Origin of the sequence: Streptococcus sp. GMD3S, assembly GCF_000298695.2 — a bacterium.
Lineage (GTDB): Bacteria > Bacillota > Bacilli > Lactobacillales > Streptococcaceae > Streptococcus.
Map to the genome: position 1 here is coordinate 57,132 of NZ_AJRC02000004.1, position 16,357 is coordinate 73,488.

The window sequence follows — 16,357 nt, forward strand, 5'->3', positions numbered from 1 at the left end:
ATTTCCAATAAGCCTAAATTTTTCAAGAGGAGTTAAAAACATGAAAAAAAGTAGAGTATTTGTTGCAGCAGGTGTTGCTTTATTAGCAGCAGGAGTACTAGCTGCTTGCGGTTCTTCAAAATCATCTGATTCAACAGCGCCAAAAAATTATGGTTATGTTTATACAGCTGACCCAGAAACGTTGGATTACCTCATTTCAGGGAAACAAAGTACTAAGGTCGCCACTTCAAATGGTATCGACGGTCTTTTCACAAACGACAAGTATGGGAATTTAGTTCCTGCAGTTGCAGAAGACTGGTCCGTTTCAAAAGATGGTTTGACTTATACCTACAAGATTCGTAAAGGTGTCAAATGGATGACATCTGATGGCGAAGAGTATGCTGAAGTAACAGCCAAAGACTTTGTAAATGGTTTGAAACACGCAGCTGACAATAAATCAGCAGCTAAGTATCTAGCAGAAGATTCAGTTAAAGGTCTAGCTGACTATATAGCTGGAAACAATAAAGATTTTGCTTCAGTCGGTGTAAAAGCAGTTGATGATTATACCCTTGAATACACTTTGAACAAACCAGAACCATACTGGAACTCTAAGCTGGCCTACTCAATCTTCTGGCCATTGAACGAAGAATTTGAAAAATCAAAAGGATCTGATTTTGGTAAAGCGACTGACCCTACATCATTGCTTTACAATGGACCATTCTTGCTGAGAGGTTTGACTGCTAAGTCATCTATCGAATTTGTGAAGAATGAAAACTATTGGGACAAAGACAATGTTCATCTTGATAAAGTAACACTTGCTTACTATGATGGTTCTGATCAAGAATCAATTGAACGTAACTTTACAAGTGGAGCTTATAGCTATGCTCGCCTTTTCCCTACAAGTTCGAACTACTCTAAAGTTGAAGAGACCTACAAGGACAATATCTACTACAATCCATCAGGACCTGGTATCGGTGGTTTGGGTGTGAACATTGACCGTCAAGGATACAAATACACTTCTAAGACAACTGATGAAGAGAAGACTTCTACTAAGAAAGCCCTTCTTAACAAGGACTTCCGTCAGGCTTTGAACTTTGCCTTTGACCGTACTTCGTACTCAGCACAAATTAATGGTAAGGAAGGCGCTCCTCTTGCAGTTCGTAACCTCTTTGTGAAACCAGACTTTGTCTCTGCAGGCGAAAAAACTTTCGGTGACTTGGTAACTGAAAAGATGGCTGCTTACGGTGATGAATGGAAGAATGTAAGCTTTGCGGATGGTCAAGATGGACTTTTCAACGCCGATAAAGCCAAAGCAGAATTTGCGAAAGCTAAAACAGCATTGGAAGCAGAAGGTGTGAAATTCCCTATCCACTTGGATATCCCAGTAGACCAAACATCTAAAAACTATATCGCACGTATTCAATCCTTCAAACAATCCGTTGAGACAGTACTTGGAGAAGAAAACGTAGTCATCGATATCCAACAAATCACTACAGATGAACTACAGAATATTACATACTATGCAGCAAGCGCTGCGGCAGAAGATTGGGATCTCTCAGGTGCTGTTGGATGGAACCCAGACTATGAAGATCCATCAACTTACCTTGATATCTTGAAGACAACGAATGCTGAACAAACTAAAACATACATGGGTTATGAAGGTGCAGATAATGCTGCAGCAGCTCAAGTTGGTTTGAAAGAATACGATAAGTTGGTTGATGAAGCAGGAAAAGAAACAAGTGACTTGAATGTTCGTTATGAAAAATACGCGGCTGCCCAAGCTTGGTTGACAGATAGTTCACTCTTCTTGCCAGCTATGTCATCAAGTGGTGCTGCACCAATCATTTCTCGTGTTGTCCCATTCTCTGCATCTTACAGTCAATCTGGAGATAAGGGCTCAGACGTATACTTCAAGTATATTCAGTTACAAGACAAGGTTGTAACAAAAGCTGACTATGAACAAGCTCGTGAAAAATGGCTCAAAGAGAAAAAAGAATCAAACGAAAAAGTTCAAAAAGAATTGACAAATCACGTTAAATAAATAACTCTCAAGAGAACTTTCTCTCCATGAGGAGAAGGTTCTTTTGGGATTTTAAAAGGAAACGATATGAAGAAATATATTTTTATGCGTGTATTGCGTTCATTGTTGTCTATTTTCTTGGTGACAACATTGACCTACACAATTATCTATACGATGGTTCCTCGAAAATTGATTTTCAAGCAGGATACCAACTATAACAAGATTGCAACGACGCCGGACAAGCGGGATAATTATGAAAATACCGTTTATGAGCGGATGGGCTATATCGAGTACTACGATACCAAGGAGTTGCAAGAAAAAGCTAGCACGATAGACTCATCTGTAACAGTAGATGCCAATGATACCAACAAGGCAATCTACGAAAAATACATCAACCAACTAGGAAATGGTTGGACACTTGGTGTGTTCTCAGAAAGTGGTCAATTCTATGCTACGCGTGAAATTCCAATTTTTGAACGTGTTTTCAAATTCTATTCCAACTTGATTGATATTGATCATCCAAACAAGATTCAAGACCCTGAAAATCCAAACTTGCAACGTTATCTTCGTTTTGAAAATGACCCTGCTATCGGTTGGTCATTGGTTGGTTCAGGTACAAAACATAAATACCTTTTGTATTTCAACAATCAATTCCCATTTGTACACCAAAACTTTGTGAACATTAACTTGGGTGACTCTTACCCAACTTATGCAAACACACCAGTGCTTCAAGTTATCACACAAGGTCAGGGACAAACTAAGACATCAGAAGTTCAATTCCCTACAGGTAAAAAGACTTCATCTGTAGATATTTACTCTCGTACCTACAAATCTCCAAGTCAAGCAGATGCGCGTGAAGTAGCCAACTATGGTAAAGACGATCCATATACAGCTACAGAAAGCAATTATCAATACCCATCAATGATCGCAAGCTCAGCGGTTGCTGGTTTGATTGGTTTGATTATTTCGTATGCGATTGCGATTCCACTTGGATCTGCCATGGCTCGTCACAAGAATACTTGGATTGATAGCTTCTCGACAGGTGCTCTAACCTTCTTGCTTGCACTTCCAACGATTGCCTTGGTTTATATCGTGCGCTTGATTGGATCATCTATCGGTCTGCCAGATTCATTTCCTATCTTGGGAGCTGGGGACTGGCGTTCATATGTCTTGCCAGCAGTCATTCTAGGTTTGCTGGGTGCACCAAGTACAGCTATCTGGATTCGTCGTTACATGATCGACTTGCAATCTCAGGACTTCGTTCGTTTTGCTCGTGCAAAAGGTTTGTCTGAAAAAGAAATTTCAAATAAACACATCTTTAAAAATGCCATGGTTCCTTTGGTTTCAGGTATTCCTGGTGCCGTAATCGGGGTTATCGGTGGTGCAACATTGACAGAAACGGTCTTCGCTTTCCCAGGTATGGGTAAAATGTTGATTGACTCTGTTAAGGCATCAAACAACTCAATGGTAGTTGGTCTTGTCTTCATCTTCACATGTATTTCTATCTTCTCACTCTTTGTAGGGGATATCTGGATGACCATGCTTGATCCACGTATTAAATTGACAGAGAAAGGAGGCAAATAATGTCAACAATCGGAAAAGAAAAATTTCAGTTCGTAAAACGTGACGATTTTGCCTCTGAAACAATTGACGCCCCTGCCTATTCATACTGGGGTTCTGTATTTAGACAATTTCTAAAGAAAAAATCAACAGTCCTTATGTTGGGGATTTTGGTTGCCATTATCTTGATGAGCTTTATTTACCCAATGTTCTCAGATTTTGACTTCAACGATGTAAGTAAGGTCAATGACTTCTCTGCTCGTTTTATCAAGCCCAATGCTGAACATTGGTTTGGTACAGATAGCAATGGTAAATCCTTGTTTGACGGGGTTTGGTTTGGTGCGCGTAATTCAATTCTTATCTCTGTAATTGCCACTTTTATCAACCTTGTGATCGGGGTTATTGTTGGTGGAATTTGGGGAATTTCAAAATCCGTTGACCGCGTCATGATGGAAGTTTATAACATTATTTCAAACATTCCGTCTCTCTTGATTGTCATTGTCTTGACTTACTCAATTGGTGCTGGTTTCTGGAATTTGATTTTTGCCATGAGTGTGACAACTTGGATTGGGATTGCTTATATGATTCGTATCCAAATCATGCGTTACCGTGACTTGGAATACAACCTTGCTTCTCAAACACTTGGGACACCAACCTTTAAAATCATCGTTAAAAATATCATGCCACAATTGGTATCCGTTATTGTTTCTACGATGACCTTGATGTTGCCAAGCTTCATCTCTTATGAAGCCTTCCTTTCCTTCTTTGGATTGGGATTGCCTGTAACAGTGCCAAGTTTGGGACGTTTGATCTCAGATTACTCACAAAACGTTACGACCAACGCTTACTTATTCTGGATTCCGTTGACAACCTTGATCTTGGTGTCCCTATCTCTCTTCGTTGTTGGTCAAAACCTAGCGGATGCTAGTGATCCACGTACACATAGATAGGAGTAGACATGACAAAAGAAAATAATGTAATTTTGACTGCTCGTGATATTGTCGTGGAATTTGACGTTCGTGACAAAGTTCTGACAGCTATCCGAGGAGTTTCTCTGGACCTGATTGAAGGGGAAGTTCTTGCCTTGGTAGGTGAGTCCGGTTCTGGTAAATCTGTTTTAACAAAAACCTTTACAGGGATGTTAGAAGACAATGGACGTATTGCCCAAGGAAGCATCGACTATCGTGGACAAGACTTGACCGCTCTTACTTCTAACAAGGAATGGGAGAAGATTCGTGGTGCTAAAATTGCGACTATCTTCCAAGACCCTATGACAAGTTTGGACCCAATCAATACAATCGGTAGCCAAATCACTGAAGTTATCGTTAAACACCAAGGGAAAACAGCTAAGGAAGCCAAAGAGATGGCAATCGACTATATGAATAAGGTCGGAATTCCAGACGCTGAAAAACGTTTTGATGAGTATCCTTTCCAATATTCTGGAGGGATGCGTCAACGTATCGTTATCGCGATTGCCCTTGCCTGTCGTCCAGATATCTTGATCTGTGACGAGCCAACAACGGCCCTTGACGTTACCATTCAAGCGCAAATCATTGATTTGCTTAAAACCTTGCAAAATGAGTACCACTTTACCATTATCTTTATCACCCATGACCTTGGTGTGGTAGCAAGTATTGCCGATAAGGTAGCGGTTATGTATGCTGGTGAAATTGTAGAATACGGAACTGTTGAGGAAGTCTTCTACGACCCACGTCATCCATATACTTGGAGTCTCTTGTCTAGCTTGCCTCAGCTTGCTGACGATAAAGGGGAATTGTACTCTATCCCAGGAACACCACCGTCTCTTTATACTGAGTTGAAAGGTGATGCCTTTGCCCTTCGTTCAGATTATGCTATGCAAATTGACTTTGAACAGAAAGCACCTCAGTTTTCAGTCACGGATACCCACTGGGCTAAGACTTGGTTGCTTCATGAGAATGCTCCTAAAGTTGAAAAACCTGGAGTCATTGCAGATTTGCATGACAAGATTCGTGATAAAATGGGCTTTGCTCATCTAGAAGACTAGGAGGAAGGAAATGTCTGAAAAATTAGTAGAAATTAAAGATTTAGAAATTTCCTTCGGTGAAGGAAGTAAGAAGTTTGTCGCGGTTAAAAACGCCAACTTCTTTATCAACAAGGGAGAAACCTTCTCTCTTGTAGGTGAGTCTGGTAGTGGGAAAACAACCATTGGTCGTGCTATTATTGGTCTAAATAATACTAGTAAAGGTGAAATCATCTTTGATGGTCATAAAATTAATGGGAAAAAATCTCATAAGGAATCATCAGACTTGATCCGTCGCATCCAGATGATTTTCCAGGACCCTGCAGCCAGCTTGAATGAGCGTGCAACAGTTGACTATATCATCTCTGAAGGTCTTTACAACTATCACTTGTTTAAAGATGAAGAAGATCGAAAAGAAAAAGTTCAAAAGATGATTCATGAAGTTGGACTTTTGAAAGAACACTTGACCCGTTACCCACACGAGTTTTCTGGTGGTCAACGCCAGCGTATCGGGATTGCCCGTGCTCTTGTGATGGAACCTGATTTCGTTATTGCGGATGAGCCAATTTCAGCCTTGGACGTATCAGTGCGTGCGCAAGTCTTGAACTTGCTCAAGAAGTTCCAAAAAGAGTTGGGCTTGACCTATCTCTTTATCGCCCATGACTTGTCAGTTGTTCGCTTTATCTCAGATCGTATCGCGGTTATCTATAAGGGAGTTATCGTCGAAGTGGCGGAGACAGAGGAGTTGTTTAACAATCCTGTCCACCCATACACTCAAGCGCTTCTATCTGCTGTACCGATTCCAGATCCAATCTTGGAACGCAAGAAGGTCTTGAAAGTTTACGATCCTGACCAACATGACTATGAGACAGACAAGCCATCTATGGTAGAAATTCGTCCAGGTCACTATGTTTGGGCCAATCAAGCAGAAGTTGCTCGATACAAAGAAGCTCTTAAAAAATAAACAGACTAGGAGAGGGCCGAAAGGTCTTCTCATTTTTAATAGAAAAAATTCCCCTTCTACTAGCTTGTAAAAGGGGAATTGTATTATCATTAACGTTTAGACCAGGTACGTTTCATAAAGAGTAGCAAAATTGGGTATATCTCTAAACGACCTGCAATCATTGCAAAGGAGAGTAGGATTTTAGAGATGGGACTAAAGATGGCAAAACTCGAGGTTGTACCTAGAATAGGTCCGATATTGTTAAAACAGCTGAAGACCGCACTGGTCACGACTAGAAAATCATTGCTATCAAGACTGACGATAAAGATGAGGGAGAGAATAATCATCATATAGATAGCAAAATATTTAAGAATCTTGTGCTGGGTATCCTTATCAATCACAGTTTTATTGACGTGTAGAGTCAAAACACGGTGAGGGGATAAGGTGGACAAAATCTGATTTTTTGCGATTTTAGAGAGGATAAGTCCTCTGATCACCTTAAGACCACCTGCAGTTGAGCCAGCTGATCCACCGATTCCCATGAGGAAGAGGAGGATAAATTGGGAGAAGAGGGGCCAGTTGGTAATATCTCCGTAACCAAAACCTGTTGTCGTGATGATATTGGAAACCTGGAAGAAGGCCATTTCAACACTCTTAGAGACACCTTGATAGAGGTGGAGTGTATTAAGCGTAATCAAGCCTGTAGAAACTAGGACAATGATGATATATGCTCGTAGTTCTTCATCTCCCAAGAAAGCCTTAACCCGACGGAGCATGAGGTAGTAGTAGAGATTGAAGTTAACTCCAAAAACCAGAACTCCGATACTAACTAGATAGGTGATGAGCGAGCTACCATAGTGGGCAATTCCGTCGTTATAGACGGTAAAGCCCCCAGTTCCTGCCGTTCCCATAGCGATGACAAAACTATCATAGAGAGGCATGCCTGCTAGATAGTAGATAACCACAAAAAGGGAGAAGAGAGCCAGATAAAGCAGATAGAGAATCTGGGCAGTGTTTTTTAGCTTGGATACGACCTTGCCAAAGACAGGTCCAGGGACCTCAGCCTTCATCACCTCCAAGTGGCTATTCTTGGCATTGTCCATAATGGCAAGTGCAAAGACGAGTACCCCCATCCCTCCGATCAAGTGGGTGAAACTTCGCCAGAAGAGGAGGGAACGAGTGAGAACGGAAACATCGTTCAGAATAGTTGCTCCTGTAGTCGTAAATCCAGAACTGATTTCAAAGAAGGCATCGATGACGCTGGGGATTTGTCCTGAAAAGACAAAGGGGAGGCCGCCAAAGAAAGACCATAAAATCCAACAGAGGGCAACAATTAAGACCCCTTCCTTGGCATAAATCCGTTGATTTTTCGGTTTCCGTAAAACGCCTAGACCACCGAGAAGGACTAAAATGCCAATCGTAGAAAAGAGAGCGATAAATACTTGATTGGATTCTTGGTAATAGATCGCTACACTAACAGGGACTAGGAGAAGAACAGCCTCAATCAAGAGAAGTTTTGAGAGGAGGTAACGAATCATACTTTTATTCATTTTTTACCTCTCAATCAAATCATAGATTTTGGTGATGTTTGGCAATAAGGTCGTCACGAGTAACTTGTCTCCCACCTCAAGTATATCCTCTCCAGTAGGGAAGATTGTTTTTCCTTTTCGGATAATGGCTGCGATGAGAACCTCTTTTTTCAATTTCAACTGTGATAGAGGTTTGGCAGTCATTTTATTAGCTTCCTTGATTTGGAATTGGAGAGTTTCAATTTGACCGTTTGCTAGATGGTGCATGGCTTGAAGGTCTGAGTACTGAGCGTTTACTCGACCACGGATAAAGTGCATAATGGTATCTACTGCGATGCTTTTTGGTGTGATGATACTTGAAAAATCAGGTGCGTGGATAATCTCTAGAAGGCTTGTTCGGTTGACCTTGGTGATATTCTTATGGACGCCAACACGGTCAAGAAACATAGAAGTGATGATATTTTCCTCATCAACTCCAGTCAAGGTTGCGACTGCGTCATAGTGGGGAGCACTTTCTTCCAGCAAAATGTCTTTTGCAGTTCCATCTCCTTGGACAATATAGAGATTGGGGAACTTTTCACTGAAGAAACGAGCTCTTTCAGGATTGATCTCGATGACCTTGGTATCAATGCGACTGTCTTTTAAAATCCCTAGTAGATAATAAGCAATCTTTCCAGCTCCAACGATAAGTAAGCTTTTAACTGCGCGAGATTTAAAATAGTTATGGAAAAGCATCATATCTACACGATTTCCCGTAACAAAAATCCTATCCTTGTCTTGGATAGTAACATCACCACTTGGAATCATCAGTTGATGATCTCTCTCCATAGCACAGACAATGATATTGCCAAACTTTTTACGGAAGTCTGAGATTGGCATTTGACAAAGACCGCTAGAATCCTTGACAACAAACTCCATGAGACTGACCCGACCTCCAGCAAATCGTTCGACAGAGAGGGCATTAGGGAAATCAATGATATTTGAGATCGCACGCGCTGCTAGGAGTTCTGGATTAACGATAAGTGAAAATCCAAGAATATTTTTCTCTTTAAAATAGGCATTAGAGTATTCAGGATTTCGCACCCGAACGATGGTTTCTTTAGCCCCCATTTTTTTAGCAAGTACCGCTGAAATCATATTCACTTCATCGTGTTCGGTTAGGGCGATAAAGATATCGCACTCTTGAACACCGGCTTGCTCCAAGATGGCAAAGTCAGCACCATTTCCAAGGAGACCTATGATATCATAGCGACTGACAATGTGATTGAGGACAGCCTCATCTTGTTCGATGAGGACAACGTCATGGTTTTCTGCAACCAGTGAACGACAGAGGGCGAAACCAACTTTCCCTCCACCAACGAGGACAATTTTCATATAAAAAACCTACTTTTTCATGATGTAACTATCATACCCTTTTTTAGCAAAAAATGCACTTGCTAAGGCGATTTTTAAGGGAAGAAAGGCCTTTTTCACGTTTTGAAGATACATTTGCTTAATTTCTATAACGATGTCTCCGATTTGAAGTGATTTGGCTCTTTTACTATACCTTTTCAGAAAGGGAATGACCAAACATGAAAATATCATCAAAAAAAGTAAAAAAATCAAGTCATTTCTATTGACAATGATTCTGAAAGTGTTATACTAAGAAAGTAGTTTCGCTGATTTACTTCAAACCTGTTGTGAGGTAAGTTAACGATGCCTTAACCACGCTGTTTGCTGAGCTTGACTCCGGGCAGTGTGGCTATTTTTTTGCAATGATAAAAGGAAACCCGTAATGACAAATCACATTGTATTATTTGAACCTCAGATTCCACAAAATACAGGTAACATTGCGCGTACTTGCGCTGCGACCAATTCTCCCCTCCACATCATCAAACCGATGGGATTTCCGATTGATGATCGGAAGATGAAGCGGGCTGGTTTGGACTACTGGGATAAGCTTGAGATTTATTTTTATGACAGTTTGGAAGATTTCATGTCTCAGATGAAGGGTAAACTCTATCTGATTTCAAAATTTGCGGAAAAGGTCTATTCTGAAGCAGATTTGGCAAGTGGTTGGGATCATTATTTTCTCTTTGGACGTGAAGACAAGGGCTTGCCTGAGGACTTTATGCGAGAACATCCTGAGAAAGCTCTCCGTATTCCTATGAACGATGAGCATGTTCGCAGCCTCAATGTTTCCAATACCGTATGCATGATTGTCTATGAAGCGCTCCGTCAGCAGAATTTTGCAGGTCTTGAGCTTGTTCACACCTATGAAGCAGATAAATTGAAATAATCAAAATGCTTGCACTTGCAAGCGTTTTTTGTTATGATTAAAAGGTCTTCAGGGCTGGGTGAGATTCCCGACCGGCGGTGACTTTAACTAGCTATTTTGGCTTTCTCTTCGTTGTCTTGTCTCGATATACTTAAGTATTATCTTCGACTGCGACGCCTAGATTAATCCAAAATATCTTAGTTAAAGAAGTCCGCGAGCGCAAGCTGATGTGGTGCGATTCCACAACCGACAGTATAGTCTGGATGGGAGAAGACGAAAGAATGGCTTTGTCTGTTCTAATGAGTTTATAGATGAATTGCAACCGCTTGCTCAAAAGAGTGAGAGGGAACTTTTGGGATATAAAAAGTGAGAATAGATAGAGGGATCCTTTCCAACTTCTTCTGATTTTATAGAAAATTGGAGGAACCTGTTATGACAAACACACGTCGAATTTCGACCATTGCGATTTTATCAGCCATTTCATTTGTGCTGATGTACTTTGACTTTCCGCTCTTGCCAGCGGCGACCTTCCTCAAGATCGAGTTTAGTATCTTGCCAGTCCTTGTGGGCTTGGTAGTGATGGATTTGCCTGCTGCTCTCGGGATTCTCTTGCTACGATCACTCTTGAAGTTGCTTCTGAATAGCCAAGGAGTGAACACTTACATTGGGTTGCCAATGAATATCGTAGCCTTGGGAGTTTTTGTTATCGCTTTTGGTTTGATTTGGAAAAAGGAACGTAGCACTCTTCGTTTTCTACTGGCATCTCTAGCGGGAACTATTGGATTGACTTCTGCCATGTTGGTTCTCAACTATGTCTATGCGGTTCCTTTATACGCGCAGTTTGCCAACTTTGATATTAGAGAAATTATAGGACTTTCTAACTACTTGATGACCATGGTATTACCTTTCAACTTGATTGAGGGTGTAATCTTTTCCGTTTCATTCTGGTTGTTATACGTCCTCTTGAAACCAACCTTAAAATATTATGAGAGATAAACAAACATTTTTAATGAAGGGCAGTTTTGCCCTTTTACTTTTCGTCCTTCTTGGCTATATGGTCAAGTTTTACCCCGAAACGCTGGTCGGTTTTGATCAACCGCTTCAGACTGTTCTTCGTGGGGACTTGCCAGATTATTTGACAGTTCTGTTCCGAGCCCTTACGCATTTGATTGATATCCCAGTAATCATTACCTGGGTTGCCATTGCAGCCTTTATCTTTTATCGTAAGCAGTGGAAGATAGAAAGCTACTTCATGGCGGGTAATCTAGCCTTAGCCGGTCTTTTAATCGTGACCTTTAAAAATATCTACCAGCGCCCACGGCCAGCTATTTTACACTTGGTAGAGGAGAGGGGATTTTCTTTTCCAAGTGGCCATTCTCTGGCAGTGACTCTGATGGTAGGGACTTTGATTGTCATTCTCAGTCAACGGATTAAAGATCCGGTTTGGAAAAAAATTGTGCAAATCGTCCTTGGCTTCTACCTAGTCAGTGTGTTGCTATCTCGGGTCTATCTGGGAGTTCACTACCCATCAGATGTTCTTGCCAGTTTCTGTGTGGGTTTGGGGGTCTTGTTTATCGAATTTCCTTTCTATGACAAGCTTCGCTTCCAATGGCGATTTAAAGGCAAGCAGAAGTGAGCATCAAATTCCTTTGAGGAAAAAGAAATGAAAGTCAATATAACAGATCTCCATCCGACTCAACTATACTTATCAGAAAAGAAGTTACAAGATATCCAGATGCTTTATCAGTCGGTAGAAATAATCAATGTTGCTCCAATCAGTGTTCTTGCATTCGGAGACTGCTTGTTGATTACAGACGGGCATCACAGGGCTTATCAGGCTTTATTGGCAGGTAGGGATACGATTTCTGCTAAGTGGGATAGAGATGGTGGCGATGAACTGTATTATCTCTATGCGCAAGCTTGTGAGGAAAGAAAGATTTACTCTGTTCTGGATTTAAAAAATCATATCGTATCTCAAGATGAGTATGAAGCAAAATGGTATAACTGGTGTGATGGTTTTAATCAAGCAGCAACTCTTTTATTGAAAAGGAAAGCAGGTGAAACAGATCCTACAAATAGGTAATGCATTGTGTCTTGTTCCTTTTTATATTGAAATTAGTCTAATCTAACTTGTTTTTTAACTAAAAATCTGATAAACTAAGTAGTAATTGAATAGGAATCCGCAAGACTAGTAACTCAAGGGAAGTATATCAGGGAGGAGAGCCGTGACTGCAAGTTCTCTATATGAAAGCTGGGTGAATTCACTTGCGCATGGATTTAGAAATGAAGGTCTGACTTGTCAGATGAAAACGGATGGTACCGCGTGTCAACGCTCCGAGTGGAGTTTTTGGCATGTGGTTTTCTTTTTATCTACGAGGGACTGATGGAGGAATTATGTCAACTATTGAAGAACAATTAAAAGCGCTTCGCGAAGAAACGCTGGCTAGCTTGAAGCAGATTACTGCTGAAAATGAAAAAGAGATGCAGGACTTGCGTGTCTCTGTCCTTGGTAAAAAAGGGTCGCTTACTGAAATCCTCAAAGGGATGAAAGATGTCTCTGCTGATATGCGTCCAATCATCGGGAAACACGTCAATGAAGCGCGTGATGTCTTGACAGCTGCTTTTGAAGAAACAGCTAAGCTCTTGGAAGAAAAGAAAGTAGAAGCTCAACTAGCAAGTGAGAGCATCGATGTGACACTTCCAGGTCGCCCAGTTGCGACTGGTCACCGTCACGTTTTGACACAAACCAGTGAAGAAATCGAAGATATTTTCATTGGGATGGGTTACCAAGTCGTGGATGGTTTTGAAGTGGAGCAAGACTACTACAACTTCGAGCGTATGAACCTTCCAAAAGATCACCCAGCTCGCGATATGCAGGATACTTTCTACATCACAGAAGAAATCTTGCTTCGTACTCACACGTCTCCAGTTCAGGCGCGTGCGATGGATGCTCATGATTTTTCAAAAGGTCCTTTGAAAATGATCTCACCAGGGCGTGTGTTCCGTCGTGACACGGACGATGCGACCCACAGTCACCAATTCCACCAAATCGAAGGCTTGGTTGTTGGGAAAAACATCTCTATGGCAGATCTTCAAGGAACCCTTCAGTTGATTGTGCAAAAAATGTTTGGTGAAGAGCGCCAAATTCGTTTGCGTCCATCGTATTTCCCATTCACAGAGCCATCTGTTGAAGTGGATGTTTCTTGCTTCAAGTGTGGTGGAGAAGGCTGTAACGTATGTAAGAAAACAGGTTGGATTGAGATTATGGGTGCCGGTATGGTTCACCCACGTGTCCTTGAAATGAGTGGAATCGATGCGACTGTTTACTCTGGCTTTGCCTTTGGTCTTGGACAAGAGCGTGTCGCTATGCTCCGTTACGGAATCAACGATATCCGCGGATTCTATCAAGGAGATGTCCGCTTCTCAGAACAGTTTAAATAAGATTGAAACCTAAAACACAGTCCTATACAGTCCTAGTTATTTTCTCTTGATGAGAATGGTGAGGACTGACTCGAAGAAAAAGAAAGGAATTGAAAAGGTCTTATTCGGTGAGATCTTACAATCAGAATTATGCTTGTATCTTATAAATGGTTAAAAGAATTGGTGGACATTGATGTGCCATCACAAGAGTTGGCTGAGAAAATGTCAACTACAGGGATTGAGGTCGAAGGTGTCGAATCACCGGCTGCCGGTCTCTCAAAAATTGTCGTCGGTGAGGTCTTGTCTTGCGAAGATGTGCCAGAAACACACTTGCATGTCTGTCAGGTTAACGTTGGCGAAGAAGAAGCCCGTCAGATCGTTTGTGGTGCACCGAATGTACGTGCTGGAATCAAGGTCATGGTAGCTCTTCCAGGAGCTCGTATCGCGGACAATTACAAAATCAAAAAAGGGAAAATCCGTGGTTTGGAGTCACTTGGAATGATCTGTTCACTTGGTGAACTGGGAATTTCTGACTCGGTCGTACCGAAGGAATTCGCAGATGGTATTCAAATCTTGCCTCAAGATGCAGTACCAGGTGAGGAAGTCTTCTCATATCTAGACTTAGATGATGAAATCATCGAACTTTCTATCACACCAAACCGTGCAGACGCTCTATCTATGCGTGGGGTGGCTCATGAAGTGGCAGCCATCTATGACAATGCAGTCAACTTTAAAGAATTCAGTTTAACAGAAACAAATGAAGCTGCAGCAGACGCCCTTTCTGTAGGCATTGAGACAGACAAGGCGCCTTACTATGCGGCCCGTATCTTGGATAATGTGACCATCGCACCAAGTCCACAATGGTTGCAAAACCTCCTTATGAACGAAGGTATCCGTCCAATTAACAATGTCGTAGACGTAACCAACTACATCCTGCTTTACTTTGGTCAACCGATGCATGCCTTTGACTTGGATACTTTTGAAGGGACCGACATCCGTGTGCGTGAAGCGCGTGCTGGTGAAAAATTGGTGACCTTGGACGGTGAAGAGCGTGACTTGGAAGCAAATGACTTAGTCATCACTGTCGCAGACAAGCCAGTAGCCCTTGCAGGTGTCATGGGTGGTCAAGCAACAGAAATCTCTGAAAATTCTAGTCGTGTTGTCCTTGAAGCAGCTGTTTTCAATGGCAAATCGATCCGCAAGACTAGCGGACACCTCAACCTTCGTTCTGAGTCGTCTTCTCGCTTTGAAAAAGGCATCAATGTGGCAACTGTTAATGAAGCCCTTGATGCGGCGGCTAGCATGATTGCTGATCTTGCAGGTGCGACGGTGCGTAAGGGCATCGTTTCAGCGGGGGAGCTTGACACTTCAGATGTGGAAGTTTCTTCAACCCTTGCAGACGTTAACCGCGTCCTTGGTACGGAGCTTTCCTATGCTGATGTGGAAGATGTCTTCCGTCGTCTTGGCTTTGGCCTTTCTGGCAATGCAGAAAGCTTTACAGTCAGCGTACCCCGTCGTCGTTGGGATATCACTATCGAAGCTGACCTCTTTGAAGAAATCGCCCGTATCTATGGTTATGATCGCTTGCCAACTAGTCTTCCAAAAGATGACGGTACAGCTGGTGAATTGACTGCGACACAAAAATTGCGTCGCCAAGTTCGTACCATCGCTGAAGGAGCAGGTTTGACAGAAATTATCACCTACGCTCTGACAACTCCTGAAAAAGCAGTTGAGTTTACAGCTCAACCAAGTAACCTTACAGAACTCATGTGGCCAATGACAGTGGACCGTTCCGTTCTCCGTCAAAATATGGTCTCAGGTATTCTTGATACAGTGGCCTACAACGTGGCTCGTAAGAACAAAAACTTGGCTCTTTATGAGATTGGAAAAGTCTTTGAACAAACAGGCAATCCGAAAGAAGACCTACCAAACGAAATCAACAGCTTTGCCCTTGCTTTGACAGGCTTGGTTGCAGAAAAAGACTTCCAAACAGCAGCAGTTCCAGTTGATTTCTTCTATGCTAAGGGAATCCTTGAAGCGCTCTTTACTCGCTTGGGACTAGAAGTGACTTATACAGCAACAGCTGAGATTGCAAGTCTCCATCCAGGACGTACAGCCGTGATTTCACTCGGCGACCAAGTTCTTGGTTTCCTTGGCCAAGTGCATCCAGTCACTGCCAAGGCCTACGATATTCCAGAAACGTATGTAGCTGAGCTCAACCTTTCAGGCATCGAAGCTGCCCTTCAACCAGCTGCTCCATTTGTAGAAATCACTAAATTCCCAGCAGTCAGTCGTGACATGGCTCTACTCCTCAAGGCAGAAGTCACTCATCAAGAAGTTGTAGACGCTATCCAAGCTGCAGGCGTGAAACGTTTGACAGATATCAAACTCTTTGACGTCTTCTCAGGCGAAAAACTGGGAGTTGGCATGAAGTCAATGGCCTATAGCTTGACCTTCCAAAATCCAGAAGATAGCTTAACAGACGAAGAAGTCGCACGCTATATGGAAAAAATCCAAGCATCACTCGAAGAAAAAGTGAATGCAGAAGTGCGTTAATAGTCTAAAATCCATCCCTCGGGGTGGATTTTTAGTTTCAAAAGGACAGTTCAGAAGAGAAAAGCGATAGTTGAGGAGGAAGCCATCTCAG

Annotated in this window: 13 protein-coding genes and 1 riboswitch; of the genes, 11 read left to right on the forward strand and 2 right to left on the reverse strand. The window is 42.0% G+C overall.

Annotated features, from left to right (window positions below):
* Positions 1-40 precede the first annotated feature (40 nt).
* The 5 genes from GMD3S_RS0202995 (at position 41) to GMD3S_RS0203015 (ending at position 6,525) form a co-directional block, all read left to right on the forward strand.
* The gene (locus GMD3S_RS0202995; protein ID WP_000749710.1) at positions 41-2,020 is read left to right on the forward strand and encodes a peptide ABC transporter substrate-binding protein; all 1,980 of its coding nucleotides are present in this window, start codon (positions 41-43) and stop codon (positions 2,018-2,020) included.
* Positions 2,021-2,086: 66 nt separating this feature from the next.
* On the forward strand, positions 2,087-3,583 hold the full coding sequence (locus GMD3S_RS0203000) for an ABC transporter permease (RefSeq protein WP_000759885.1): 1,497 nt from the start codon (positions 2,087-2,089) through the stop codon (positions 3,581-3,583).
* A complete protein-coding gene (oppC, locus tag GMD3S_RS0203005) occupies positions 3,583-4,509 on the forward strand; it encodes an oligopeptide ABC transporter permease OppC (RefSeq protein WP_000103938.1) in 927 nt (308 codons plus the stop codon). The genes GMD3S_RS0203000 and oppC overlap by 1 nt, the downstream gene beginning before the upstream one ends.
* Positions 4,510-4,517: 8 nt before the next feature.
* The gene (locus GMD3S_RS0203010; RefSeq protein WP_000159699.1) at positions 4,518-5,585 is read left to right on the forward strand and encodes an ABC transporter ATP-binding protein; all 1,068 of its coding nucleotides are present in this window, start codon (positions 4,518-4,520) and stop codon (positions 5,583-5,585) included.
* Between the two features lie 10 nt (positions 5,586-5,595).
* Positions 5,596-6,525 carry an ATP-binding cassette domain-containing protein gene (locus GMD3S_RS0203015; protein WP_001291311.1) on the forward strand — a complete coding sequence of 310 codons (930 nt, stop codon included), beginning with the start codon at positions 5,596-5,598 and terminating at the stop codon, positions 6,523-6,525.
* Between the two features lie 89 nt (positions 6,526-6,614).
* Here GMD3S_RS0203015 and GMD3S_RS0203020 read toward each other — a convergent pair whose 3' ends face one another.
* Together GMD3S_RS0203020 and trkA are read right to left on the reverse strand one after the other, a co-directional pair.
* On the reverse strand, positions 6,615-8,054 hold the full coding sequence (locus GMD3S_RS0203020) for a TrkH family potassium uptake protein (RefSeq protein ID WP_001043426.1): 1,440 nt from the start codon (positions 8,052-8,054) through the stop codon (positions 6,615-6,617).
* 3 nt (positions 8,055-8,057) lie between these two features.
* Positions 8,058-9,407, reverse strand: coding sequence for a Trk system potassium transporter TrkA (trkA, locus tag GMD3S_RS0203025; protein WP_000706812.1), 1,350 nt, complete (start codon positions 9,405-9,407; stop codon positions 8,058-8,060).
* 400 nt (positions 9,408-9,807) lie between these two features.
* Between trkA and GMD3S_RS0203035 the strand changes: the two genes are divergently transcribed.
* From GMD3S_RS0203035 to pheT, 6 genes are all read left to right on the forward strand, one after another.
* Complete coding sequence (locus GMD3S_RS0203035; protein WP_000181365.1) at positions 9,808-10,311, forward strand: tRNA (cytidine(34)-2'-O)-methyltransferase; 504 nt, start codon at positions 9,808-9,810, stop codon at positions 10,309-10,311.
* 40 nt (positions 10,312-10,351) lie between these two features.
* A riboswitch (FMN riboswitch) is annotated at positions 10,352-10,569 on the forward strand.
* A 153-nt stretch (positions 10,570-10,722) separates the two neighbouring features.
* The gene (locus GMD3S_RS0203040; RefSeq protein ID WP_000185812.1) at positions 10,723-11,286 is read left to right on the forward strand and encodes an ECF transporter S component; all 564 of its coding nucleotides are present in this window, start codon (positions 10,723-10,725) and stop codon (positions 11,284-11,286) included.
* Positions 11,276-11,926 carry a phosphatase PAP2 family protein gene (locus tag GMD3S_RS0203045; RefSeq protein WP_033587277.1) on the forward strand — a complete coding sequence of 217 codons (651 nt, stop codon included), beginning with the start codon at positions 11,276-11,278 and terminating at the stop codon, positions 11,924-11,926. The genes GMD3S_RS0203040 and GMD3S_RS0203045 overlap by 11 nt, the downstream gene beginning before the upstream one ends.
* A gap of 27 nt (positions 11,927-11,953) precedes the next feature.
* A complete protein-coding gene (locus GMD3S_RS0203050) occupies positions 11,954-12,373 on the forward strand; it encodes a hypothetical protein (protein WP_000867351.1) in 420 nt (139 codons plus the stop codon).
* 311 nt (positions 12,374-12,684) lie between these two features.
* Entirely contained in the window at positions 12,685-13,731 is a 1,047-nt protein-coding gene (gene pheS / locus GMD3S_RS0203055) for a phenylalanine--tRNA ligase subunit alpha (RefSeq protein WP_000103738.1), read from the forward strand.
* A gap of 129 nt (positions 13,732-13,860) precedes the next feature.
* The gene (pheT, locus tag GMD3S_RS0203060; protein WP_000961539.1) at positions 13,861-16,266 is read left to right on the forward strand and encodes a phenylalanine--tRNA ligase subunit beta; all 2,406 of its coding nucleotides are present in this window, start codon (positions 13,861-13,863) and stop codon (positions 16,264-16,266) included.
* The last annotated feature ends 91 nt before the right edge of the window (positions 16,267-16,357 follow it).

Bases quoted from the DNA above. Each gene is read 5' to 3' on its own strand.
- GMD3S_RS0202995 (WP_000749710.1), top strand. From the start codon at position 41: ATGAAAAAAAGTAGAGTATTTGTTGCAGCAGGTGTTGCTTTATTAGCA.
- GMD3S_RS0203000 (WP_000759885.1), top strand. From the start codon at position 2,087: ATGAAGAAATATATTTTTATGCGTGTATTGCGTTCATTGTTGTCTATT.
- oppC (WP_000103938.1), top strand. From the start codon at position 3,583: ATGTCAACAATCGGAAAAGAAAAATTTCAGTTCGTAAAACGTGACGAT.
- GMD3S_RS0203010 (WP_000159699.1), top strand. From the start codon at position 4,518: ATGACAAAAGAAAATAATGTAATTTTGACTGCTCGTGATATTGTCGTG.
- GMD3S_RS0203015 (WP_001291311.1), top strand. From the start codon at position 5,596: ATGTCTGAAAAATTAGTAGAAATTAAAGATTTAGAAATTTCCTTCGGT.
- GMD3S_RS0203020 (WP_001043426.1), bottom strand. From the start codon at position 8,054: ATGAATAAAAGTATGATTCGTTACCTCCTCTCAAAACTTCTCTTGATT.
- trkA (WP_000706812.1), bottom strand. From the start codon at position 9,407: ATGAAAATTGTCCTCGTTGGTGGAGGGAAAGTTGGTTTCGCCCTCTGT.
- GMD3S_RS0203035 (WP_000181365.1), top strand. From the start codon at position 9,808: ATGACAAATCACATTGTATTATTTGAACCTCAGATTCCACAAAATACA.
- GMD3S_RS0203040 (WP_000185812.1), top strand. From the start codon at position 10,723: ATGACAAACACACGTCGAATTTCGACCATTGCGATTTTATCAGCCATT.
- GMD3S_RS0203045 (WP_033587277.1), top strand. From the start codon at position 11,276: ATGAGAGATAAACAAACATTTTTAATGAAGGGCAGTTTTGCCCTTTTA.
- GMD3S_RS0203050 (WP_000867351.1), top strand. From the start codon at position 11,954: ATGAAAGTCAATATAACAGATCTCCATCCGACTCAACTATACTTATCA.
- pheS (WP_000103738.1), top strand. From the start codon at position 12,685: ATGTCAACTATTGAAGAACAATTAAAAGCGCTTCGCGAAGAAACGCTG.
- pheT (WP_000961539.1), top strand. From the start codon at position 13,861: ATGCTTGTATCTTATAAATGGTTAAAAGAATTGGTGGACATTGATGTG.